Source organism: Burkholderia sp. Ac-20384 (assembly GCF_017104605.1).
In the GTDB taxonomy this organism is placed as follows: Bacteria; Pseudomonadota; Gammaproteobacteria; order Burkholderiales; family Burkholderiaceae; genus Burkholderia; species Burkholderia lata.
In genome coordinates this window covers 1-23,426 of sequence record NZ_JAAGPE010000081.1, presented here as the reverse complement: position 1 = coordinate 23,426, position 23,426 = coordinate 1, and the positions used below count along the sequence as shown (strand labels likewise).

Sequence of the window (23,426 nt, the reverse complement as noted above, 5' to 3'; positions counted from 1 at the left end):
CCCGGAAATGCCCGCTACGCGTGTGGTGCGAGCAGAAACCCGCCGACCGCCCGGTGCATCAGCGCCGCCTGCGGGCTCGTTCCGAGCGCGCGCCAGCAGCCGTGCACCAGCCCCTCTCCCATCCAGTAGTGCGCGACACCGCCGGCCGCGCGAATCCGTTCGACATACACGCGCGCATCGTCGCGCAGCGGATCGTGTTCCGCGCCGATCGCGAGCACGGGCGGCAGGCCGTCGAAACGCGACGCCGCGAGCGGTACCGACGCGCGCAGCAACGGGTTGCCGTCTCCCAGCGCATCGGACAGGCCGCCTTCCCAATACAGCGCGCGATAGCGATGGACATCGTCGAGCGTCAGCATCGGCGCGTGCGCTTCCGTTTCGCGCGCGGGCAACTGAGGCTCGAATCCGAGCATCGGATAGACGAGCGCGATGCCGTCGATACCGCCTTCGCCCGCATCGCGCAACGCGGTGACTACGGCTGCCGCGAGCATGCCGCCCGCGCTGTCGCCCGCGAGCGTCAGTGGGTGCACGCACGGCCCGAACGGCCAGCGTGCGTCGCGCGCGGCGCGCGTGACATCCAGGCAATCTTCCAGCGCGGCAGGCGCACGATGCTCGGGCGCGAGCCGATAGTCGACCGCGATCACGTCGAGCCCCGTATCGGCCGCCAGTTGCGCGGTGATCAGCGCATGACTGTCGAGCGAGCCGACGACGAAGCCGCCGCCGTGAAAGAACAGTACCGTACCGCGCGGCGTGCCGCGCGCGGACGTGTAGCGCCGCAGCGCAATCTTGTGGCCATCGGGCGCATGCCAGACGGCGTCCTGCTGCACGATGCCGTCCGGCAGCGCGGCCGGGGTCCATTCGGCCGCGAAGCGGTCGTACAGGCGGCGCTGCTCGCGGGGCGAGTGCGCCGCCGCGTCGGCCGGATACCACGCGTCGACGGCTGCAACGAACGCCGCGATTTCCGGTTCGAGCATCGTGCGGGCTCCCAGGTTGAAGGTTCGCGCCGGCTAACGACGCGGCGGCAGCCCGATCACGCGGCCCGCGTACGCGGGTGCCGCGCAATCGCGCTGCAACGCATGCAACTCGGCCACGCGTGCAGCCACGTCGTCGTCGAACGGCGCCGATTTCGTGCCATCGCGCGTATCGACGTGCAGCAGCATCTGCTCGCTCGCCGATACCGCACCGTCATGCCCAGCGGCGAACAGCTCGAGATACAGGTGCAGCCGCTTCGCGTCGTGCGCGAGCACACGCGCATCGACGCGCACCGGCGTGCCTTCCTTGATCTCCTGCAGGTAATTCACATGCGCTTCGAGCGTGTAGACCGAGCGGCCCCGCTCGCGGCGCGCGGCGTCGTCGAGGCCGATGCGATCCAGCAGCGCATCGGTCGCGAAGCTGAAGATCAGCAGGTAGAACGCATCGCGCAGGTGGCCGTTGTAGTCGACCCATTCGGGCCGCACCACGTCGCGGTAAATCGTCAGCGGGGTATCGCCGGTCATCGTCTCTCGTCCTCAGTCTTCGAATCGCATTCCGTGCCGCGCCTTCACCGCGGCGATCGACTTCAGCACCTCGGTGATGCACTCGTCGCGGTAGCGTTCGAGTTCCTTGATGCTGCGCGTGCCCTGCTGTTCGGTCGTGCCTTCGACGACGCTGTCGATCAGCGCATCGGTCAACGTCGGCGCGACCAGCTTCGTCCACGGCAATTCGAGCGCGGGGCCGAACTGCTGCATGAAGTGTCGCATGCCCGCGTCGCCGCCCGCGAGCGTGTAGGTCAGGAACGTGCCCATGAACGACCAGCGGATGCCCGCGCCGAAGCGAATCGCATCGTCGATCTCGCCGGTCGTCGCGACGCCTTCGTTGACGAGGTGCAGCGCCTCGCGCCACAACGCTTCGAGCAGGCGATCGGCGATGAAGCCCGGCACTTCCTTGCGCACGTGCAGCGGCCGCATGCCGAGCTTGCGATAGATCTCCATCGCGCCTTCGACCGCTTCCGGCGACGTGCGCGCGCCGCCGAGCACTTCAACGAGCGGCAGCAGGTAGACGGGGTTGAACGGATGGCCGACCACGCAGCGTTCCGGATGCGTCGCCCGTGCGTAGAAATCCGTCGGCAACAGGCCCGACGTCGACGACGCGATGATCGCGTCGGGCTTCGCCGCGCGGCTGATCTGCTCGTGCAGTTCGAGCTTCAACGCCTCGCGCTCGGGCGCGCTTTCCTGGATGAAATCCGCGTCGGCGACGCATGCCTCGATCGTCGAGACGAAACGCAGCCGCGCGGGATCGGCGCCCGGCGCGAGGCCGACGCGTTCGAGCGCGGGCCACGCGTTCGCGACGTTCGCGCGCAGCCGCTCTTCCGCGCCCGGTGCCGGGTCCCATACGACCACGTCGAGACCGTGCGCGAGCGCGCGGGAAATCCATCCGCTGCCGATCACGCCGGTGCCGATGGCGGCGAACGTCTTGATGTCGGTCTTCACAGCCATGTCAACGCATCCTTCAAATCAGGGGAAATCGGTGGGCGGCCGCGCCTGTGCGCGCCGCCGCGTCGTATCGATCAGTCAGTCAACGGAAAAACTCACGCGAATTCGGCGACCGCACGGCGTTCGAGCAGACGCTCGCCGCGCGCCGGCAAGCCGAGCTTGCGGCGGCCTTCGGCCGGCGTCAGCACGCGACCACCAAGCCGCTCGATGATTTCTCGCGCTCGCTCAACGAGCGTGCCGTTGGTCGCATGCACGCCGCGATCGAGCCAGATGTTGTCTTCGAGGCCGACCCGCACGTGGCCGCCGAGCAGCATCGCCTGCGCGACCATCGGCATCTGCATGCGGCCGATCCCGAAGCCGGCCCAGTGCGCGCCCGGCGGCAGGTTGTCGACCATCGCCTTCATCGTGCCCGTGTCGGCCGGTGCGCCCCACGGAATGCCGAGGCACAGCTGGAACAGCGGCGGATCGTCGAGCAGCCCTTCCTTCAGCAATTGCTTCGCGAACCACAGATGGCCCGTGTCGAAGATCTCCAGCTCCGGCTTCACGCCGAGTTCCTGGATGCGCTTCGCGCCGGCGCGCAACTGCGCGGGCGTCGACACGTAGATGTAGTCGCCGTCGCCGAAATTCAGCGTGCCGCAGTCCAGCGTGCAGATCTCGGGCAGCAGTTCCTCGACGTGCGCGAGACGCGTGAGGCCGCCAACCAGGTCGGTGCCCTTGCCGAAACGCATCGGGTCTTCGCCCGGGCCGATCTCGAGATCGCCGCCCATGCCGGCCGTCAGGTTGATGATCACGTCGACGTCGGCCGAGCGGATGCGGTCGACCACTTCGCGGTACAGGTTCGGGTCGCGGCTGCCGCGCCCCGTCTGCGGATCGCGCACATGGCAGTGCGCCACCGTCGCGCCGGCCTTCGCGGCCTCGATCGCGGCGGCCGCGATCTCCTTCGGCGTGACCGGAATCGCCGGATGCTTGCCGACCGTATCGCCCGCGCCGGTGACGGCGCAGGTGATGATGACTTCGTGGTTCATGCTGGTTGCCTCGCTTGAATCGGGTTGTGTCGCAATACGGATGTTTCGTCGGGGCGCGCCGGGTGCGGCGCGCAAGCCTTTACAGGCCGAGATACGCCTTCACGGCCGGCAGCCCGTCCTTGCCGTCGAACGTCTTGACGCCCGCGAGCCACGGATCGAGCACCTGCGGGTTCTTCTTCAGGTACGCCTTCGCGGCGTCGGCCGGCTTCGTCTTGTTCATCACCGACTGCATCAGCTGGTTCTCGAGCTGCGTCGAGAAGCGCAGGTTCGTGACGAGCTTGCCCGCGTTCGGGCAACGTGAAATGAAGTCGGGCGCCGTGAGCGTGTACACGCGCGCTTCGCCGTAGTTCGGCCCGAACGACGCGTCGCCGCCAGAGAGATAGTTCATGCTCAGCTGGATGTTCATCGGATGCGGTTCCCACCCAAGGAAGACAACCCACTTCTTCTCGCGGATCGCACGCTCGACCGTCACCAGCATCCCGGCCTCACTCGATTCGACGAGCTTGAAGCCGCCGAGCCCGTACTGGTTCGTGTCGATCATCTTCTGGATCGTCGCGTTCGCACTGCTGCCCGGCTCGATCCCGTAGATCTTGCCGTCAAGCTCCGCGCGGTGTTTCGCGATGTCCTCGAAGGTCTTCAGGCCGGCCTGGTATTCGTAGCTCGGCACCGCGAGCGTCGCCTTCGCGCCCGACAGGTTCGGCGGTTCGACGACGTTGATCGACTTGTTGTCTAGGAACGGCTGGAGCTGCTTCTGCTGCACGGGCCACCAGTAGCCGAGCGACACGTCGAGCTGCTTGCTCTTCAGGCCGGCGAACGAGATCGGCACCGACGCGATCGTCGTGGTCGGCTTGTAGCCGAGCGCTTCGAACACGGTCGACGCGAGCGCCGTGGTCGACGTGATGTCGGTCCAGCCGATATCCGCGAAACGCACGGTGCGGCAGGTCGCGGCATCCGTTTCGGCAAGCGCCGTGTGCGTGAACGCGCCGGTCGCCAGCACGGCCGCGGCAAGCGCGGCGATCTTCGTCGACTTCATGGTTCGTTTTCTCCCGATTGGACTCGCGGCAGCCGGCGCGCGGGGTGTGCCCGGCCTGCATCGTGGGAGTAAAAGTAACGAGCCATATTGGTCGCGAGAAGACCGGCGGCGACCTGTTCTTGACTATTTGCGACTATGAGTGGAAACCACTAGGTTTCTTGAGAAGCTTGGTGGGCGGGGTTTTCACGCACATTTCCGACGGATTCAGATTGTCCACATGCGGCGCGACGCTTTCGATTCCGCCTGGACCAAACGGCGTGCTGGGGCGGCTTCGTTCCCGCGCTACTCGCGCCGCCCCGACGAACGGGTGTCACGGGCACATGTGAAGCTGGCCCGGCCTCCAGCAGCCGAAAGGGCGTTTCGCATTGTGGAATCCACATCGAATTCCCGCGCCGACGCCTTTTCGTCGCTTGAAAACTTGTTTTGCATTGCAAAAATCACTACGTAACTCATTGAAAATCAAGAAAAAATAATGTCTTATGTCTTATATAAGACATCACCAAAAGCTCGACGGGCGGCGTTACTATTTATCCCATGCAGTTCGCTTCGACAGACGTAGCGGGCACGCTCAACCAGTTACTCAAACGCGCTTTGCTCCCAGGAGATTGACATGGCCCAGTATCAAGACGACATCAAGGCAGTTGCCGGTTTGAAAGAAAACCACGGCAGCGCGTGGAATGCGATCAGCCCCGAGTACGCTGCCCGCATGCGTGCCCAGAACAAGTTCAAGACGGGCCTGGACATCGCCAAGTACACCGCGAAGATCATGCGCGCCGACATGGCCGCCTACGACGCCGACCCGGCCAAGTACACGCAGTCGCTGGGTTGCTGGCACGGCTTCATCGGCCAGCAGAAGATGATCTCCATCAAGAAGCACTTCAACAGCACCGAACGCCGCTACCTGTACCTGTCCGGCTGGATGGTTGCCGCGCTGCGTTCCGAGTTCGGCCCGCTGCCGGACCAGTCGATGCACGAAAAGACCTCGGTCAGCGCACTGATCCGCGAGCTGTACACGTTCCTGCGCCAGGCCGACGCCCGTGAACTGGGCGGCCTGTTCCGCGAGCTCGACGCCGCGAAGGACGCCACGGCGAAGGCAGCAATCCAGGACAAGATCGACAACCACGTCACGCACGTCGTGCCGATCATCGCCGACATCGACGCCGGTTTCGGCAACGCGGAAGCCACGTACCTGCTGGCCAAGCAATTCATCGAAGCAGGCGCGTGCTGCATCCAGATCGAAAACCAGGTGTCCGACGAGAAGCAGTGCGGCCACCAGGACGGCAAGGTCACCGTGCCGCACGAGGACTTCCTCGCGAAGATCCGCGCGATCCGCTACGCGTTCCTGGAACTGGGCGTGGACGACGGCATCATCGTGGCCCGTACCGACTCGCTGGGCGCCGGCCTGACCAAGCAGATCGCCGTGACCAGCACGCCGGGCGACCTGGGCGACCAGTACAACGCGTTCCTCGATTGCGAAGAACTGTCGGCCGACCAACTGGGCAACGGTGACGTCGTCATCAAGCGCGACGGCAAGCTGCTGCGTCCGAAGCGCCTGCCGAGCAACCTGTTCCAGTTCCGCGCCGGCACGGGCGAAGCGCGCTGCGTGCTCGACTGCATCACGTCGCTGCAGAATGGCGCCGACCTGCTGTGGATCGAAACCGAAAAACCGCACATCGCACAGATCGGCGGCATGGTCAGCGAGATCCGCAAGGTCATCCCGAACGCGAAGCTGGTGTACAACAACAGCCCGTCGTTCAACTGGACGCTGAACTTCCGTCAGCAGGCGTACGACGCGCTGAAGGCCGAGGGCAAGGACGTGTCGGCCTACGACCGTGCGCAGCTGATGAGCGTGGAATACGACGAGACGGAACTGGCCAAGCTGGCCGACGAGAAGATCCGTACGTTCCAGGCCGACGCAGCGCGTGAAGCAGGCATCTTCCATCACCTGATCACGCTGCCGACGTACCACACCGCCGCGCTGTCGACCGACAACCTGGCCAAGGAATACTTCGGCGACCAGGGCATGCTGGGCTACGTGGCCGGCGTGCAGCGCAAGGAAATCCGCCAGGGCATCGCCTGCGTGAAGCACCAGAACATGTCCGGTTCGGACATCGGTGACGATCACAAGGAATACTTCAGCGGCGACGCAGCGCTGAAGGCCGCAGGCAAGGACAACACGATGAACCAGTTCTGATACCGGTCATCTCCAGGCGAAACGCCAACCCGTTCATGGCGGGTTGGCGTTTTTTTATTCCGCGACAATCCGCACGAACGCCTCGGCCAGCGCCGTCGGCTCGACCGGCAACACCAGCGCGCACACCGACTTCGCGTCTTCATCCGAAATCGGCACGAAGACGACTCCGTCGATCCCGAGACTCGCCATCCGTTCCGGCACGATCGCGACGCCCAGCCCGGCTGCGACGAGATTCAGCATCGACGTCTTCGGCGACACGATCCGGGCGGTCGCCGGCACGAATCCGCGCGTCAGGCAAAGGTCGATCACGACGCGCGCCAATCCGCCCCGCTCCCGATACACGGCCGATACGAACGGCTCGTGCCGCAGCCGCGAGATCGCCGTGCGCTTGCGGCCCGCGAGCGGATGACCGGCCGGCACCGCCACGCACAAACGCTCGGCCGCGAGCTCGACGAAGCGCACACGCGGATCGCGGCGCAGCACCGGCAGACGAACGATCCCGATATCGGCGTTGCCGTTCGCGATCTCCAGCACCTGATCCTCGGACGACGCGCGGTCGAGATCGATCCGCGCGCCCGGACACGCGCTCATGAAGCGCTCGAGCACTGGCATCAGGCTGCCGACGGGAACGGTGCTCGAATGCAGGAGCCGCAATACGCCCGCTTCGCCGCGCGACAACTGCGCGCCCTCGTCGGCCGCGGCGGTCAGGGTCGCCGGAATCGACGCCACGCGATCGCGATAGATCGCGCCGGCCGGCGAGAGCCGTACGCCTCTCGGCTCCCGGTCGAACAGCCGGAACCCCAGTTCGTCTTCCAGTTGACCGATCTGCCGGCTGAGCGCCGACTGCGCGACGTGGAGCGCGCTCGCGGCCGGCGTGAAGCCGCCGAGATCGGCCACGGTCAGGAAATACTGGATTTGCCTCAGGGATGGCATGCCGAAAAGAGATGGATAAGCGCCTGATTTGATATTTGCGTTATACCGTCGCGCTTCCCAGAATGGAAGCCTGCCGTGCCGGACCCGTCGTCATGGCCACCTCGCCGGAGCCTCCCGTTTCGTGACTACTCTCCTGTCCTATCTGCTGGTCGTTGCCGCCGGAGTCAGCGTGGCGTTGCAACAGGTGCTCAACGCCAACCTTCGCGCGCAGCTCGGCTCGCCGTGGTGGGCCGGCTCGGTCAGCTACCTCGTCGGCCTGGCCGCGATGCTCGCCGTCGCGCTCCTGTCCCCGCATCCGCGCTTGAGCGGCACCGTCACCGGTGCCGGTTCGTGGTTCAGTTGGACCGGTGGGGTTTTCGGTGCGGTATTCGTCGGCATCGCGATCCTGATGGTGCCGCGACTGGGCGCCGCGACGACGCTCGCGCTGATCGTCGTCGGGCAGATGACCGGCGCGCTCGTGTTCGATCACTTCGGCGTGCTCGGCATCCAGCAGCATTCGGCCAGCCCGATCCGCCTGGCCGGTGCGGCGTGCCTCATTCTCGGGGTGGTGCTGGTTCGTGCGTGACGCCGTCGCGGATCGCTGCCAGATGCGTGTGCGTTACCGAACCGCCGGCAACGCACGCACCCGACGCTACGCTCACGCGTAGTTCATCATCACCGACTTGCTTTCCGTGTACTGGTCGATCACCGCGCGGCCGAGTTCGCGACCGAACCCCGACTGCTTCATCCCGCCGAACGGCATCGCGTTGTCGAGCAGCGAGTGGCAGTTGACCCACACGGTGCCGGCCGCGATGCGCGGGATCAGCTTGTGGATCGCGGACAGGTCGTTCGACCAGATGCTCGCGCCGAGACCGTAAGGCGTGTCGTTGGCGAGCTGCACGGCCGTGTCGACGTCGTCGAACGGCATCGCGACGAGCACCGGCCCGAAGATCTCTTCGCGCACGACGCGCATCGCCTGCGTCGTATCGACCATCACGGTCGGTTCGACGAAGAAGCCGGGGCCGTCGACCGCGCGGCCGCCCGCGGCAGCACGCGCACCTTCGCCGAAGCCCGAGTCGATATAGCCGCACACGCGCTGGCGCTGCTTCGCCGACACGAGCGGGCCGATCTGCGTCGACGGGTCCATCCCCGGGCCGATCTTCAGGCTCGTGGCGATCTTCGCGACGCGCTCGATCACTTTGTCGAACACTTTCGCATGGATGTACGCGCGCGACCCGGCCGTGCACACCTGCCCCTGGTTGAAGAAGATCGCGTTCGCCACGCCCAGGGCGGCCTTGTCGGGATCGACGTCGGGCAGCACGATCACCGGCGACTTGCCGCCGAGTTCGAGCGACATGCGCGTCATGTTGTCGAGCGCCGCGTGGCCGATCGTCTTGCCCGTCTGCGTCGAACCCGTGAACGCGATCTTGTCGATGCGCGGATCGCTCGACAGCGCGGCGCCGGCCGTGTGACCGTAGCCGGTGACGATATTGACGACACCGTCAGGAAAGCCGGCCTCCTGAATCAGCTCGCCGAGTCGCAACGCGCTGAGCGGCGTGTCTTCCGCGGGTTTCAACACGACGGTACAGCCTGTGGCCAGCGCGGGCGCAAGCTTCCACGCAGCCATCAGCAGCGGGAAATTCCACGGAATGATCGCGCCGACCACGCCGACGGGTTCCTTGCGCGTATAGGTGAAGATCTCGCTGTCCGGCATGTAAGGCATGCCGGCGTCGATCACGCTGCCTTCGATCTTCGTCGCCCAGCCGGCCATGTAGCGGAAGCACTGCGCGGCCATCGCGACATCCAGGCCCTGCGCCACCATCACGGGCTTGCCGTTGTCGAGCGACTCGATCTCGGCCAGCTCGCGCGCGTTCGCTTCGATCAGGTCGGCGAGCGTCAGCAGCAGGCGCTCGCGGTCGGTGGTCTTCGCGGTGCGCCACGGCCCCGTGTCGAAGGCGCGCCGCGCGGCAGCGACGGCCTGCTGCACGTCGTGCGCGTCCGCTTCGGGCACGCGCGCGAGCACGGTGCCGTCGGCCGGGTTCACGACGTCGAGCTGGCGGCCCGACACCGCATCGCTCCACTCGGCACCGATCAGCATCTTCTTCGGCTTCGCGAGAAACGCGCGCGTGGCGTCGAGCAGCGGGAAATGTTCGTTCGTCTCCATCTTCTTGATTCCTCGATTTCCTGAATGGGTCGGTCAGTAGCGATCCGTGACACCGTCGATCCCGCGTGCCTGCAACGCGCGAACGAGGCCGGCGCGCACGGTCGCGACGTCGGAAAAGGCAGGGCGACGGTGCGCGGCGACTTCGGCGGCCGTATATGGCTTGAAGTCGCGCGGCAGCGCGTCGCGGTTCATGGTCGTGAGTACCCAGTTGAGCACGTCGGCCAGATCCTGGTCCGACAGCGCCGAGTTCGATGCGCCGGGCACGCGCATCACGTACTCGCGCCCGGCCGGCAGATGCGTGAAATAGCCGAGCGAGTTGGCGAGCGGCGGTACCTTGCCGGGGATGCCGCCGCCCGTCGCCGTGTGGCAGCCCATGCAGTTGAGCACCCAGTGCTGTCGTGCGAGCGCCGCGTCGGCGGCGCCTTCGGCATGCACGGGTGCCGCGGCCAAACCGACGACCACCCCGGCCAGCATCAGCAACGACGACAGGCGACGCGACACGCCGCCGAGCCACGATGACTCCGCGCACCGCGTGAGCGATGCGGCGTCGCCAACACGAGGCGCGCACGCGAGCTTCACAGGCCAAGCCCCTTGATGACGACTTCGCGTTGCGCATGAACGGCCGTGCCGTCCATCGCCTTCGCGCGCGCCGCGCGGATATCGGCCGCCGTGAACGGCTTCGCGTCGCCGTGCTGCGCGTTGAGATCGAACACCACGTAGTTGAGCACGTGCGCGATATCGTCATCGCTCGCGCTCGCAAACGACGGCATCTTGAAGTTGTAACTCTTGTCGCGCACCTTGATCTCGCCGAACATCCCGTGCAGCAGCGTTGCAACCAGTTGCGCTCGCCCCGGTTCGGCCGTCGCGTACTTGCCCGGATACTCGGTCAACGGCGGCGCGAGGCCGTCCTGCCCCTTGCCGCCCGCCTGGTGGCACACCGCGCACTGCGCGTCGAACAGGCTCTTGCCGGCCGGGTAGTGCACGGCTTCCTGCGCGCCGGCGGGGCCCGCCAACACGAAGGCCGACACGGCCGTCATGCATGCGACGGCGATCTTTCCTGCTTGCTTCCCTTTCATTGCTTTGCCGCTCCCAGCAGAACCGAAACCGAACAGTGATAGTTCGAATTGCCGTTGGCCATGCACCAGTTGATGTCGTTGTTCAACGACAGCTTGTACAGCGGCTTCTCGCGCTCGTTGCGGTTGCAGAAGCACTTGCCGCACGACGTCTTGCCGCAGCAATCGTTGTACGACACGATGTAGTCCGAACCGTCGTGCGGGTTGCGGCACGTGCCGATCCACGTAATGGGTGACGGCGTCGTGCCCGGCGGGCAACTGCTCGACGTGCCGCCGCAGCAACTGCACAGCCAGCCGTCGATCGCGCAGTATTTCCAGTAGTCGCAGCTCATTGGGTCGTCGCTTGCCCCCGATGCGGCGCCGCCGGACGCCGCCGACGCGCCCGATGCCGCATCGGCCGCATACGCGGTGCGATCGACGGGCAGCAGCGGCAGCATCGCCGATCCCACCAGCACCTTGCCGAGCTTCGCCATCGCGCTGCGCCGCGAACTGTGCTGCGCGACGCCGCGCGCCGACCGCTCGAACCATGAATCAAACAGGCCCATTTCGTTGTTCTCCCTTGACGTTGAAAGAGGGTCGGCCGGTCATGCGTGCTGCGCGTGCGCGTCGTGGTCGTGGCTATGATCGCCATGCACGAACTGCTGCAGCGATGCGACGCCGCGCTCCTTCGCCTCGAACAGGCTCTCGAGATGCTCGCGCGTATTGACGAGCCCCTTCGCCCGCACCGTGCCGGTTTCGTCGAGCAGCACCGCATACGGCAGCTTGCCGATCTGGTACGCGAGGCCGAGCTCCTGCGACAGCACGTACGGGAAGCGTCCGAGGTCGTGCTTGCGCGCGAAGCGCGTGTGTTCGTCGACCTCGCCGTCGCTCGCGAGCACGATGTTCACCGGCGTCGCTTCGCTCGCCTGCAACGACGGCAGCAGCGGCAACAGCTTCTTGCAGACGGGGCAAGTGGGCGACAGGAAGAACAGCAGCGTCGCCTTGCCCGACGCATCGATACCGCCGACCTTCACCTGCGAGCCGCGAATGTCGGTCAGTTCGAACGTCGGCGCGATCGCGCCGACCGCCGGCCCCTTGTCGATCATCAATGCGCCGGCCGGCATGATGCGTTCGTACAGGATGCCGATCTGGCGCACGAGCGCGAGGCAGATCGCGCCAAGCGCGAGGACGGCCACCCACAGCAGGGCGGTGGAAACGGTGAGAGCGGTTTGCATCATGAATTCCTCAAATGGGAAAGGCGCGGCACGTTGGCGAGCAGCACGTCGACGGTGAGCAGCGCGCAGACGATCAGCAGCACGGAGAAGAACAGCGTCAGGTAGTCGAACCACACGACCGCGCGTGCGCCCGGTTCGACGAGCGCGGTCGCGGCCAGCGCGGCGAGCAGCAGCGCGCGCCCGACGTGCAGCCAGCCGATGCCGCGCGGTGCGTCCGTGCGCGTCGCCGTGAAGCCGGAACAGCCGCAGTCGATGTCGGTATGACCGCGCAGGAGATTGATCGCAATCGCGGCGGCGAAGGCCAGCAGCAACACAATCAGGCCGATCGCGCCGGCCGTGCGCGTATCGGGAAACAGCAGCGCCGCGGCACCGACGACTTCCGCGAGCGGAATCGCGAACGCGACGGGCGCGGTCAGCGCATCGGGCAGCAGCCGGTAGCCGGCAAGCGCCTGGCTGAACGCGGCGGGCCGGCGCATCTTCGCGAAGGCGCCGAGCAGCACGACGGCGGCAGCGCCGGCCTGTGCGCTGGTGGCAAGTACGGGATCGAGCGTCATCGCGGCCTCACGGGTTGACGAGCAGCGACGACATGTTGCCGATCTGCTTCTCGATGTTCTGCAGCTTGCCGGTGCGCGCATCCATCACGACGAGGTCGGACGTCGCAGTCAGCCCGTAGAACAACGGCTTGTCGTCCTCGCTGACCTGGATCGACACGAGCGGATCGACCTTCTGCTGCGCGAGATCCCAGCGCGCGACACGCTGCTTCGACTTCAGGTCGTACACCCACACCTGCGTGCCGGGATCCTTGTGCGAGCCGTCGCCACCCTTGTGCATCAGCACGTAATAGCGGTTCTGCCCGGCCTGCACGGCCGTCTGCTGCATGCCTCCGGGGCGCCAGCCTTCGGCGCGCTCGGTATCCGTCAGCAGCGACCACGGCTTGCCGAATGCGGGCTTGTCGCCGCTGAAATCCGCACTGCGCACGTTGCCGCCATACGTCGTGAACAGATAGTCGCCCTTGTAGCGCGACGCGTTCACGAATGCCGGATCCTTGTCGACGTCGATGAACGCATCCGACATCGCGCGCTTCGTCTCCTTGCCGTTCGCATCGAGCGTGACGGTCAGCGCCTTGCCGCTTTCGCACAGCGCGGTGAAGCGGTCGTTGCCCGACGGATACGCAAGCACGCAGGCTGCCGTGTCGATCTCCGACAGCACCTTCTTCGACACCGCGTCGATCACCGTCAGCGATGCGGCCGGCGTGATGTTCGCGACGTACAGCCGCTTGCCGTCCGCGCTGAATGCGGTGTTGTACGGCGACGGTACATGCTGCGCGTGCTTCGCCGGAATCACGATCTCGCCCGCATGATCGAGCGTCGTGTTGTCGGTCATCTCGACGACATCGGTGCGCGTGCCGTGCGAGCCGCGCGAGAAGTAGGTCGTCGCGACGAAGCTCGTCTTGTGATCGGGCGAAATCGCGAAGCCGGGGCCGAAGCCGCCGTCGATCTGGCCGAGCAGCTTCTTCGCATCGGCGTCGTACACGTAGATGCGCCCGTCGGTCATCGACGGCATCGAGATGTCGACGATATAGACCTCGTGCGGATGCCACGGCGGCATCTTCTGAACGACCAGTTCCTCCGGCTTTTCCGTCGCGTTCGCGCTGCCGACCCATGCCGCCGCGAACGCCAGCGTCGCCGCGAGCACCGCGGTTCGTCGCCTTGTCCTCATGTCGCCTCCAGTTGGGGAATCACGTTATGTGGGGCGACTGTAGTTCGACAATAAATCCGGTCAGCACCCGGACCGGCACCGCGTGCGTGCCGATTCGGGATATTGGAAAACCGCCTGAAAGCCACGCCGGCTGGCGGCTTCCGACCCTCTGACAAATGCGCGCGGAATAGCGCTCCCCCTTATTGCGCCGACCACGCGGTCGGTTTAATCTTGCGCGGTCCCGATCGACGCACCTGGAGGCGCTGTGTTCGTGTTTCACGAGAGGTTCGACAACGCGGACCGGCATGCCGAGGCGCTGCGCGGCTGGAACCAGCGCTATGACCAGATCGGCTCCGGCGCCTATCGCAGTGCGGTCAAGCATGCGGTGCTGGACGGCATGCAGCTGTTCCAGGAAGCCGCCAACGTGCGCATCATCCAGCGCGGAAGGTTGCCGCACGACCATACGGTGTTCGGCATGCCGCTCACCGGCTCCGGTGCATTCGCATTCGGCGGTGCGCGCATCGAACGCGGCACGATGGTGATGGCGCGCGGCGGTGCGCCGTTCGAGCTGCATTCGCCCGACGACATGTCGCTGATCGGCGTCGTCGCCGATCGCGAGCTGATGCAGCAGGTCGAGGATGCAGCCGATGTCCACCTCGACGAAGCCACATTGCGGCGCGGCGTCATCGACATGCCCACCGCCGTGCTGATGCGCGCGAGCGTGCAGGTCGCCACGCAACTCGAGCGTGTGCTGTCGGCACCCGCTACGTACCTCGATGCACGCGCGCAGAGCGAACTGCGCGGCGAGATCGGCAACGTGCTCGTCGATCTCCTCACGTACCGGATTGCCGAACCCTCGAACCGTCTCACGCACGCCTGCCGCGCCGACATCGTGCGCCGCGTGCACGACTATGTGATCGACCATCCCGAAGCACCGGTCGACGTGCTGAGCCTGTGCACGCAATTGCGCGTGAGCCGGCGCACGATGCAGAACAGCTTTCAGTCGGTCGTGCAGACCAGCCCGTTGCATTACGTGCGCTCGCTGCGCCTGTCGCAAGTGCGGCGGATGCTGCTCGATACGCGGCAGACCGACCTGCCGATCAGCGACGTGGCCGCGCGCTGGGGCTTCATCCACCTTGGGCATTTCGCGAACGCGTACAAGGCGCAGTTCGGCGAGTTGCCGTCGACCACCGCGCGCCGTGCCGTGCGCGGCGCAAAAACGCGCTGAACCCGCGCAAAACCCGCGATAATCTCCCGCTGACCGTTCGGCGCGCGCGAGCCGGCGCGGCACCTGCCCGTCCGCTCGCCGCCCCGCGCAATGCGTGACGACCACCGGATTCCATCCCCTGCCCCGATGCCCGAGGATTTCCACTTCCTGCTGCTGCCCGGCTTCTCCGCGCTCGGCTTCATGTCCGCGGTCGAACCGCTGCGCGTCGCGAACCGCTTTCGCACCGAGCTCTATCGCTGGCATGTGATCAGCGCCGACGGCGCCCCCGTCGCCGCGAGCAACGGCATTCCGGTCGCCGCCGAAGCCGCGTGCGCGGAGGTCGACCAGGTCGATACGGTGTTCGTCGTCGCGGGCTTCGATCCGCTCGTGTGCTACACGCGCGCGATCGGCGACTGGCTGCGCCGCCAGCACCGTCATGGTGCAACGCTAGGCGGCATCGACACGGGCAGCTTCGTGCTCGCGGAAGCCGGGCTGTTCGACGCATCGCAACCGCTCACGCTGCACTGGGAGGCGCTGGCCGCGTTCCGCGAACGCTACCCCGGCCTGAACGCGACGCAGGAGTTGTTCGAGATCGACGACCGGCGCATCACATGTGCGGGCGGCACCGCGTCGATCGACATGATGCTCGACCTGATCGGGCGGCGGCACGGCGCCGATCTCGCGGCGGCGATCTCCGAGCAGTTCGTCGTCAGCCGGATCCGCCAGCGCTCCGACAGCCAGCGGCTCGAGATCGCCGCGCGCTACGGCGTGCACAACCGCAAGCTGATCCAGGTGATCGGCACGATGCAGCGGCACATGGAAACCCCGCTCGGCTCCGATGCGCTCGCGCAGGAGGTGTCGATCACGCGCCGCCAGCTCGAACGGCTGTTCAGCGCGACGCTGAACGATACGCCGACGCATTTCTACCTGAACCTGCGCCTCGATCGCGCGCGTGAACTGCTGCAGCAGACCGACATGAGCATCACGTCGGTCTGCGTCGCGTGCGGGTTCGAATCGCCGTCGCATTTCTCGCGCACGTATCGCACGCGATTCGGTTTGAGCCCGCGCAACGACCGGCGCGCGACGCGCTGATCGTCGCGGGTTTTACGCACAATCCAGCGCGGTATTGCGCGTTCCGGCGGCGTTTCCCGCCGCGCGCTGAACAATGCCGACGATTGATCGACGGACTGAAGCGGTCGTCGAAAATAAATTGGAATGTCGTTGAAAATATTCTGTAACATACCAAAAAAAGTTAGATAGGCAGCCTAACGACATGCGCGCCGCATCTCGACATGCATCGCGCCGCACCGGCTGCCAACCGATACCGATTCGATCCGAGGGGTATGACATGACGATGCTCGCTTCGCCGTCGCCGCACCTGCCTGCCGTTCGCTTCTTCGCCCGCTTCTCGTTCTCCTTCTCCCCCTCTTCGCCTGCCTGTTTCTTTTCGACCTGACATTTAGGGTTCCTTAGTCAGTCGACACCCCCAACACCGCTTCGCCGCACCGGCTTGATCGAGCCGGCGCGCGGGCCGTGTCGTGCCTGCGCGCCACGAACGCGCAGGCGTGTCCAACCGTTGAGATGAGGATCACGTATGCAGACATCACGCAAAGCACTGCCGCTCGCCCTGGGTCTCGCGCTCGGTTTCGGCATCGTCGGCGGCACCGCGGCCGATACGAAAGTGTCGAATCCGCAAGTAACGAGCCTGCGCGAAAGCCTGACGCGCGGCGTCGCACCGGCGGCCGCCAAGGCCGATACCGCCGCCGGGCAGTTCCGCCCGGACGGCGTCGCCGTCACGTTGTACACCCCCGCGTATCGCGCGAAGAAAACCGCCACGACACCCGCCGCCACCGCGCGCGACTTCGTCGCGTCGCAGGCCACGCAGCTCGGGCTCGACGCGACCGCGCTCGCAAGCCTCGTCGTCACGTCGGAGCGCAGCGATGCCGATTTCACCGTCGTGCGCCTGCAGCAGCAGGCAGCCGGATTGCCCGTGTACGGCAGCGATATCGCGGTGACGGTCGCCAAGGACGGCCGCATCCTGTACGTCGCGAGCAACACGATCAACGGCGTGGTTGCGACATCGCGCAAGTCACAGGCCGTCGACCAGCAGCAGGCGCTCGACCGCGCCCGTGCGTATCTCGGCGTGAGCGGCTTCACGAACCTGGATGCGCAGCTCGTCGCGTTCGTCGACAAGACCGGCACGCATACCGCATGGAAGGTGCGCGGCCGCCCGAACGACGGCCCGAAAGGCGACTGGGAACTGCTGATCGACTCCGGCAGCGGCGAAGTTCTGCGCGCCGAGGACAAGGCGTTCTACGCAACCGACGGCACGGGTTTCGTATTCCGGCCCGATCCGTTGTCGTCGACCAAGAGCAGCTACGGCAGCACGGGCTACAAGGACAACAACGACGGCGATTCTTCACAGCTCACCGCTGCGCGCGTACGCGTGACGCTGAAGGATCTCGCGCAGTCGGGCGGACGCTACTCGCTGTCGGGTCCGTATGCGGTATGCGTCGATTTCGATGCGCCGCTCGACAAGGCGTGTCCGTTGCAGTCGACGCCCACGTTCGAATTCACGCGCGGCAACCTGTATTTCGAGGCCGTGAATGCGTACTACCACATCGACACGTTCCTGCGTTACGTGAACCAGACGCTCGGCATCAAGGCGTTGCCGTACCAGTACACCGGTGGCGTGCAGTACGATCCGCACGGCGAATCGGGCGACGACAACTCGTCGTACTCGTCGAGCAGCGGCCGGCTGACCTTCGGGCAAGGCGGCGTCGATGATGCCGAGGATGCGGACGTCGTGATCCACGAGCTCGGCCACGGCATCCACGACTGGGTGACGAACGGCGGCCTGTCGCAGCAGGAAGGCTTGTCGGAAGGCACCGGCGACTATCTCGCCGCAGCGTACAGCCGCGACTTCAACCAGTGGAGCCCGTCGGACGCGCAGTACCACTGGGTCTACAACTGGGACGGCCACAACGAGTTCTGGGGCGGCCGCGTGACCAACTGGAACGTCGGGCGCACCTACGCGCAGGCACGCGGCGCGGAGATCCATACGGCCGGCCAGTACTGGGCGTCGTGCAACCTCGTCGCGCGCGACGCAATCGGTGCGCAGGCGATGGACAAGGCGTTCCTGAAAGGCTTGTCGATGACCAACAGCTCGACCAACCAGAAGGCCGCCGCGCAGGCCGTGCTGACGGCTGCGTCCGCGCTCGGCTACAGCAATGCGCAGCTCACCGCGATCGGCAATGCATACAACCAGAGTTGCACGTACGGCGTGACCGTACCGAAGAAGTCGTAATTCCGCAGCAGGCGGGGGCGCATCGCACGACCTGCGGCACGCCCTCTTCCTCGACATCGCCATCCTCACGAGATCGAACATGCCTACTCTGAATCCGACCCGCCTGAGCGCCGCGCTCGGCGGCATGCTGCTGACCGCCGCCGCACACGCGACGCCGGTGTGGATCACGCTCGGCGACCCGGCGTTCCGCCAGTTGCAACGCATCGACGCCAGCGCCACCGCGCAATACAGCACGACCCTCGACGCCGGCAAGACGGCCGACGGCGCCGCACGCCGCGAAACCGTCCACGTCGTCGAAATCGACGATTCGCGGCTCGGCGAGCTCGCCCACGCCGTCCACCATACGCGCGGCCACGGGCCGGGCTATGTCGTGCACGACTCGTTCGACGACGCGCGCCAGGCATTGCAGCCGTTGCCGCCAACGCTCGCGAAGCAGGCTGCCGCCTCCGTATACAAGGTATCGAACGCGCCGCAGATCGGCACGTGGATCCAGCAGCTGCAGGCCAGCAACATCGTCGGCACGATCACGTCGCTGTCCGGCTTCACGAACCGCTACTACACGACGTCGCACGGCGTCGCCGCGTCGGACTGGCTCGCCTTGCAGTGGAAGCAGCTGGCGGGTTCGCGCGCCGACGTCACCGTCGAGCAGTTCGCGCATACGGGCTTTCCGCAGAAATCCGTGATCCTGACGATTCGCGGCAGCGATCCGGCCGCGGGCACCATCGTGCTGGGCGGCCACCTCGATTCGACGGTCGGTCGCACGACGGAGAACACGCGCTCGCCCGGCGCCGATGACGACGCATCGGGCATCGCCAGCCTCACCGAAGCGCTGCGCGTGCTGCTGGCGAACAACTACAAGCCGAAGCGGACGATCAAGTTCGTCGGGTACGCGGCCGAGGAAGCCGGGTTGCTCGGCTCGAAAGCGATCGCGAAGCAGTTCCGCACGCAGAATGCGAACGTGGTCGGCGTGCTGCAGCTCGACATGACGAACTACAAGGGCGATCCGAAGGATATCTACCTGATCACCGACTACACGAACGCGACGCAGAACACCTACCTGACGAATCTGGCGAAGACCTACCTGCCGGAACTCGCGATCGGCACGTCGCAGTGCGGGTATGCGTGCTCGGATCACGCGTCGTGGAATGCGCAAGGGTATCCGGCGTCGTTCCCGTTCGAGGCCGACCAGAACGACAGTCCGTATATCCATACCGTGAACGACACGCTGGAGAATTCGGATCGCCAGGCGAATCACGCGTTGAAGTTCGGCAAGCTGGCGCTCGCCTATGCGGTCGATCTCGGTGGCAACGGCGGCACGACCGTGAAGCGTTGACGGTGTGCGGTCGGGAAGGAGGCCGCTTTAGATGCTTCCTTCCCGGCGACCCCGGTCAGATTCGGATGAGCTCGTCGAGCGTCCCGTAAAGACGCATGCCCGCCGCCCGTGCAACTGCCGCGGAAGCCGGATTGTCGAGCTGGCACCGGTACTGCGGTTCCAGCCCCTCGCGACAGGCCGCGACACTCATCGCACGCACGACGCCGCGCGCGTGACCGTTGCCCCTGAATTCGGGAAGCGTCAGCACACCCATGTCGGCCAGGCAGGAATTCCACCACGCATACACACTGCCCGCGCACACCAGCCGATCCTGCTCGAATGCACCGAAGACGCGCCAATGGTCGAGCTCGACGCTGGCCGTATCGAAGTCCTCTGCCGGCATCGCAGCGGTGAATGCGTCGAACACCGGTCGATCCGCCAGCGTCAGTGCCCTGACCGTTGCGGGAATCGCGTGATTCGGCAGATCGTCCAGGGCCCGCGTGGGATAGTAGAAAAGATTATCGGCTCCGCACAGGTCGCCGCCGGAAGCCGACAGACGATCGATGAACGCGGCCATCGTCCACGCGCCCGTTTCGTCCAGGCACAACGTGCACGCAACCTTCTCCTGCACGACGATTCGGCTTCTCCCATCGGTCGGCACGAGGATCATGCCCTGCTCGTCGTCGAGCGCGGAACTGACGGCGATCTGCAGATCGTCGCCGTCGTAGATGCACCGGTCTCCCGAAAACTTCTGCTGCCAGAACGCGTTGATACATTCGTTAAACAATGCCCACCTCTCGCTCGTGTGACCGGCAGCATCGCGATACCGCGCGACGCTCATCGCCGGCTTCATGCTCGCATGCGGATAGAATCGCCGTTCGACCACTCCGCTATCCACGCCTGTCATGATCGATACCATCCGCTCCCTCGACGATCTGTCGCCCGCTCGCGTTACGACGGCATTCGACCTGCCCGGCCATACGACCGTCCGCTCGCTCGGCGTCGCCCAAGGCATCATCGTGCGCTCACGCTCGATCGTCGGCTCGTTCGGCGCAGCGCTGCAGACGATCTTCGGCGGCAACATCACGCTCTATACGTCGCTGTGCGAGAAGGCGCGCGAGCATGCGTTCGAGAAGATGCTCGCCGATGCACGCAAGCTCGGCGCGAACGCGATCGTCGCGATGCGCTACGACTCGACGGAGATCGGTTCGGGCGTGACCGAAGTCATTTGCTACGGCACGGCCGTGATCGTCGAACCGGCATGATGCCCGACGCCGGCAAACCGCGTTGACCCGTTCAACCGGGCCTGCCGGCCAGGCTTCATCCGCTGTCCCGAAATTGTTCCCGCACGTCGCCGGCTGCACCTGAGCGCACGCGAGCTACCCGCCGCCGAACCCGCGCGAAACACGCATGAAGTTTTCGATTGACGCGCCGCGCGGTTCCCTCTTACCATCGCACTCGTTTTCATTCATGGAGGCTTCTGTGCCTACCGATGCGAGTTGTAGTTGGTCCTGTACCAACCTGACTGCCGCCTGAGGAAGCTTCGCAGAGCCTTGTCTTCTGCCGCATCCCGGGATAGCAGGATGCGGTGTCTTTCAGGATCGGCATGCCGTCGATCCGAAGTTCCCGTACTCGACAATTCAGTGGCCGCTCGACACCCGGGCGGCGTCCGTACGTGACCCGCGTCGCGTGCGTGTGTCCGGCCGCATGCCCGCGCGTATTCGGCCCGGGCACACGCACGTGCCGCGCAAATAGACAGGAGTTCGAAATGGACGACGACAGTAGCCGATTAAGCCACGCCGGCACGCGTTCGCACGCCATGCCGGCGAACACCCGACTCCCAGCCACTTATCAGCCGATCGCGCCCGACGCGACGCGGCGGGAAGCGCACGTCCGTCGTTGACGTCATGACGCTCCCGCCGTGTGCCGTCCGGCGCCTGGAGCACGCATGACACGACTCGCTATCTCCGCTCAGGCGAACCGGCAACACCGGTTCAACCAAGACAACCGCACGGACGCGCTCCCGCGTCGCCATCCCGCACGTCACTTACGTCGAGCCACCGCGGCCCCGTCACGCGCTTCGCGATGACGCCGACCCGATCGCGCGCACCGCGCCCCGCCTTCTCATGTGCCCGCAACGCGGCAATGCCCGCCTGTCGGCACCACGCCATGTCCGATGTACCGGGAGAACACCATGCAAAACCGTATGAAACTCCATGCCAGCCGCCTGATCCGCGACAGCTACGTCTACTTCAAGATGCCCTATGCGCCGCTCGTGCATTTCGACCGGCTCACGGCAGCCTATGACCAGCTGGAGCGCAAGCAAAAGCTCGCGTTCTCGTTTCCCGACCACACCGACGGCTTCCTGCCGTTCGGGCTCGAATACTCGCATACGCCCGATCGGCCGGATCTGTGCGACCGGTTCTGCTACTGGGTCGCACGGCGCGACGTGCATCACGGTTTTGCGCTGGCGAAGTCCGAGTTCTACCGCGAGATGGCTGCCTACGAAGCCTGCCTCCACGCCATCGCGCAGGACCTGCTCGATGCGGTATGCGACAACCTCGGCGGCACGCCGCAGCCGCCGGTCCGGCACAGCTCCTACCTGCAGTTCTGCGCGTACGAGCAGCAACACGGCAGTCACGACCGCGCGTACCTGCAGGATCCGCACGAGGACGGCCACCTGCTGTCGTTCATCCGCCCGACCGCACCCGGCCTGGTCCTGCTGCCCGACTCGTCGCCAGTTTCCGCGCTGCCGCGGCCCGACGAAATGATCGTGCTGGCCGGGTCATTGCTCGAAGCGCTCACCGACGGCGAAGTGCCGGCGATGCAGCACGCGGTCGAGCGGCCGCGCACGCGCGCACGGCGCAAGTCGCTGATGTACTTCGTCAACCCCGACCTGTCGGCCGGGCACGCCCACACGATCGTCAACCAGCGTCCGCTGGACTTGCGGGCCCTCGCCGAAAGCCGGCACGTCGCATTCGGCAACAGCACGCTGTGCCGCCCGTGCGCAGCCTGATCCACGCCATCCCGCCCACCTTTTCCCCGGAGAATCCATGCTTGGACGCTTCCTCCCCGTCGAAAACCGCTTTTTCGACCTCTTCGACACGCATGCGCAGCACATCGTGCTGGCCGCATGCGAGGTTCAGATGCTCCTCGACAATCTCGACGATGCCGAGCTGGCCATGGCCAACGTCCAGACCACCGAACGAACCGGCGACAAACTCGCGCACGATGCGATCGACCTGCTGCACAAGACGTTCATCACGCCACTCGACCGCGACGAGATCCACAAGCTGGTCACGACGATGGACGACATCCTCGACCTGATGGAGGACGTCGCGACCACCGTCGTGGTCTACGACCTGAAGTCCGTCACCGAGGAGGCCAGCGAGCTCGCGGACATCGTCGTGCAGGCCGCGCTGCAAGCACAAATCGCAGTCAACCGGCTGTCCGACATGAAGGAGTCAGCGCAGATCCTCAAGGCGTGCGAAGAGATCGACGCGCTCGAAACGCGTGCCGACCGCGTGCTGCGATCCGCGATATCGAAACTCTTTCGCGACGACATCGACGTGAAGACGCTCATCAAGCTGAAGGGTGTCTACGACCTGCTCGAACGCATCACCGACAAATTCGAGGATGTCGCGAACATCATCGAAGGCATCGTGCTGGAAAACGCCTGAGCGAATCAACAAGATGCATTCGATACAACTCGCCCTATGGATGGTCGCGACGCTGGTGCTCGTCGCGCTCGTATTCGACTTCATGAACGGCTTTCACGACGCGGCGAACTCGATCGCCACCGTCGTGTCCACCGGGGTG

The 23,426-nt window shown here is 65.7% G+C and carries 23 protein-coding genes and 1 pseudogene; 10 read left to right on the top strand and 14 right to left on the bottom strand.

Going from position 1 to position 23,426, the window contains the following annotated elements; genetic code table 11:
* Positions 1 to 14: 14 nt before the first annotated feature.
* From G3O00_RS17740 to G3O00_RS17720, 5 genes are all read right to left on the bottom strand, one after another.
* A complete protein-coding gene (locus G3O00_RS17740) occupies positions 15 to 971 on the bottom strand; it encodes an alpha/beta hydrolase (RefSeq protein ID WP_206143774.1) in 957 nt (318 codons plus the stop codon).
* Positions 972 to 1,004: 33 nt separating this feature from the next.
* Positions 1,005 to 1,493, bottom strand: coding sequence for a thioesterase family protein (locus G3O00_RS17735; RefSeq protein ID WP_206143773.1), 489 nt, complete (start codon positions 1,491 to 1,493; stop codon positions 1,005 to 1,007).
* Positions 1,494 to 1,505: 12 nt separating this feature from the next.
* Positions 1,506 to 2,471: an L-carnitine dehydrogenase gene (locus G3O00_RS17730; RefSeq protein ID WP_011354221.1), complete on the bottom strand. Its 966-nt coding sequence runs from the start codon at positions 2,469 to 2,471 to the stop codon at positions 1,506 to 1,508.
* A gap of 92 nt (positions 2,472 to 2,563) precedes the next feature.
* A complete protein-coding gene (locus G3O00_RS17725; RefSeq protein ID WP_124613770.1) occupies positions 2,564 to 3,493 on the bottom strand; it encodes a 3-keto-5-aminohexanoate cleavage protein in 930 nt (309 codons plus the stop codon).
* Between the two features lie 79 nt (positions 3,494 to 3,572).
* Positions 3,573 to 4,526 (bottom strand): choline ABC transporter substrate-binding protein, encoded by a 954-nt coding sequence (locus tag G3O00_RS17720; protein ID WP_011354219.1) that lies wholly within the window; start codon positions 4,524 to 4,526, stop codon positions 3,573 to 3,575.
* 610 nt (positions 4,527 to 5,136) lie between these two features.
* On the opposite strand from G3O00_RS17720, the gene G3O00_RS17715 reads away from it, so the two are divergent.
* A complete protein-coding gene (locus G3O00_RS17715; protein WP_011354218.1) occupies positions 5,137 to 6,720 on the top strand; it encodes an isocitrate lyase in 1,584 nt (527 codons plus the stop codon).
* A gap of 54 nt (positions 6,721 to 6,774) precedes the next feature.
* On the opposite strand, the gene G3O00_RS17710 is transcribed toward G3O00_RS17715, so the two are convergent.
* Positions 6,775 to 7,653, bottom strand: a complete 879-nt coding sequence (locus G3O00_RS17710) for a LysR substrate-binding domain-containing protein (protein WP_206143772.1) — start codon at positions 7,651 to 7,653, stop codon at positions 6,775 to 6,777.
* A gap of 121 nt (positions 7,654 to 7,774) precedes the next feature.
* Here G3O00_RS17710 and G3O00_RS17705 point away from each other — a divergent pair, with 121 nt between their 5' ends.
* Positions 7,775 to 8,218, top strand: a complete 444-nt coding sequence (locus G3O00_RS17705; RefSeq protein ID WP_011354216.1) for a DMT family transporter — start codon at positions 7,775 to 7,777, stop codon at positions 8,216 to 8,218.
* A gap of 72 nt (positions 8,219 to 8,290) precedes the next feature.
* Here G3O00_RS17705 and G3O00_RS17700 read toward each other — a convergent pair whose 3' ends face one another.
* The 7 genes from G3O00_RS17700 to G3O00_RS17670 all read right to left on the bottom strand — a co-directional run bounded on the left by G3O00_RS17700 (position 8,291) and on the right by G3O00_RS17670 (position 13,802).
* Positions 8,291 to 9,796, bottom strand: a complete 1,506-nt coding sequence (locus G3O00_RS17700) for an aldehyde dehydrogenase family protein (RefSeq protein WP_206143771.1) — start codon at positions 9,794 to 9,796, stop codon at positions 8,291 to 8,293.
* A gap of 33 nt (positions 9,797 to 9,829) precedes the next feature.
* Positions 9,830 to 10,270 (bottom strand): cytochrome c, encoded by a 441-nt coding sequence (locus tag G3O00_RS17695; protein WP_241025203.1) that lies wholly within the window; start codon positions 10,268 to 10,270, stop codon positions 9,830 to 9,832.
* A gap of 101 nt (positions 10,271 to 10,371) precedes the next feature.
* Positions 10,372 to 10,872: a cytochrome c gene (locus G3O00_RS17690; protein ID WP_206143769.1), complete on the bottom strand. Its 501-nt coding sequence runs from the start codon at positions 10,870 to 10,872 to the stop codon at positions 10,372 to 10,374.
* Positions 10,869 to 11,414: a methylamine dehydrogenase light chain gene (locus G3O00_RS17685; protein WP_011354212.1), complete on the bottom strand. Its 546-nt coding sequence runs from the start codon at positions 11,412 to 11,414 to the stop codon at positions 10,869 to 10,871. Before G3O00_RS17685 ends, G3O00_RS17690 begins: the two co-directional genes overlap by 4 nt.
* A gap of 39 nt (positions 11,415 to 11,453) precedes the next feature.
* Positions 11,454 to 12,086: a methylamine dehydrogenase accessory protein MauD gene (gene mauD / locus G3O00_RS17680; RefSeq protein ID WP_011354211.1), complete on the bottom strand. Its 633-nt coding sequence runs from the start codon at positions 12,084 to 12,086 to the stop codon at positions 11,454 to 11,456.
* On the bottom strand, positions 12,083 to 12,637 hold the full coding sequence (locus tag G3O00_RS17675; protein ID WP_206143768.1) for a MauE/DoxX family redox-associated membrane protein: 555 nt from the start codon (positions 12,635 to 12,637) through the stop codon (positions 12,083 to 12,085). The genes mauD and G3O00_RS17675 overlap by 4 nt, the downstream gene beginning before the upstream one ends.
* 7 nt (positions 12,638 to 12,644) lie before the next feature.
* Positions 12,645 to 13,802: an amine dehydrogenase large subunit gene (locus G3O00_RS17670; RefSeq protein ID WP_206143767.1), complete on the bottom strand. Its 1,158-nt coding sequence runs from the start codon at positions 13,800 to 13,802 to the stop codon at positions 12,645 to 12,647.
* Between the two features lie 244 nt (positions 13,803 to 14,046).
* Between G3O00_RS17670 and G3O00_RS17665 the strand changes: the two genes are divergently transcribed.
* The 4 genes from G3O00_RS17665 (at position 14,047) to G3O00_RS17650 (ending at position 19,628) form a co-directional block, all read left to right on the top strand.
* A complete protein-coding gene (locus G3O00_RS17665; protein WP_206143766.1) occupies positions 14,047 to 15,009 on the top strand; it encodes a helix-turn-helix domain-containing protein in 963 nt (320 codons plus the stop codon).
* Positions 15,010 to 15,135: 126 nt separating this feature from the next.
* Positions 15,136 to 16,080 (top strand): GlxA family transcriptional regulator, encoded by a 945-nt coding sequence (locus G3O00_RS17660; RefSeq protein WP_041493196.1) that lies wholly within the window; start codon positions 15,136 to 15,138, stop codon positions 16,078 to 16,080.
* Between the two features lie 502 nt (positions 16,081 to 16,582).
* Positions 16,583 to 18,295 (top strand): M36 family metallopeptidase, encoded by a 1,713-nt coding sequence (locus tag G3O00_RS17655; protein ID WP_206143765.1) that lies wholly within the window; start codon positions 16,583 to 16,585, stop codon positions 18,293 to 18,295.
* Between the two features lie 79 nt (positions 18,296 to 18,374).
* Complete coding sequence (locus tag G3O00_RS17650) at positions 18,375 to 19,628, top strand: M20/M25/M40 family metallo-hydrolase (RefSeq protein WP_206143764.1); 1,254 nt, start codon at positions 18,375 to 18,377, stop codon at positions 19,626 to 19,628.
* A 55-nt stretch (positions 19,629 to 19,683) separates the two neighbouring features.
* Here the strand turns inward: G3O00_RS17650 and G3O00_RS17645 are convergent, their stop codons facing one another.
* The gene (locus G3O00_RS17645; RefSeq protein WP_206143763.1) at positions 19,684 to 20,526 is read right to left on the bottom strand and encodes a GNAT family N-acetyltransferase; all 843 of its coding nucleotides are present in this window, start codon (positions 20,524 to 20,526) and stop codon (positions 19,684 to 19,686) included.
* Here G3O00_RS17645 and G3O00_RS17640 point away from each other — a divergent pair.
* The 4 genes and pseudogenes from G3O00_RS17640 to G3O00_RS17625 form a co-directional block, all read left to right on the top strand.
* Positions 20,513 to 20,872: a YbjQ family protein gene (locus G3O00_RS17640; RefSeq protein ID WP_206143762.1), complete on the top strand. Its 360-nt coding sequence runs from the start codon at positions 20,513 to 20,515 to the stop codon at positions 20,870 to 20,872. The genes G3O00_RS17645 and G3O00_RS17640 overlap by 14 nt on opposite strands.
* A gap of 941 nt (positions 20,873 to 21,813) precedes the next feature.
* Positions 21,814 to 22,623, top strand: a complete 810-nt coding sequence (locus G3O00_RS17635; RefSeq protein WP_206143761.1) for a 2OG-Fe(II) oxygenase family protein — start codon at positions 21,814 to 21,816, stop codon at positions 22,621 to 22,623.
* Between the two features lie 37 nt (positions 22,624 to 22,660).
* Positions 22,661 to 23,287 carry a DUF47 family protein gene (locus G3O00_RS17630; protein WP_174931279.1) on the top strand — a complete coding sequence of 209 codons (627 nt, stop codon included), beginning with the start codon at positions 22,661 to 22,663 and terminating at the stop codon, positions 23,285 to 23,287.
* Between the two features lie 13 nt (positions 23,288 to 23,300).
* Positions 23,301 to 23,426 (top strand): annotated as a pseudogene (locus tag G3O00_RS17625) (inorganic phosphate transporter); the annotation flags it as partial.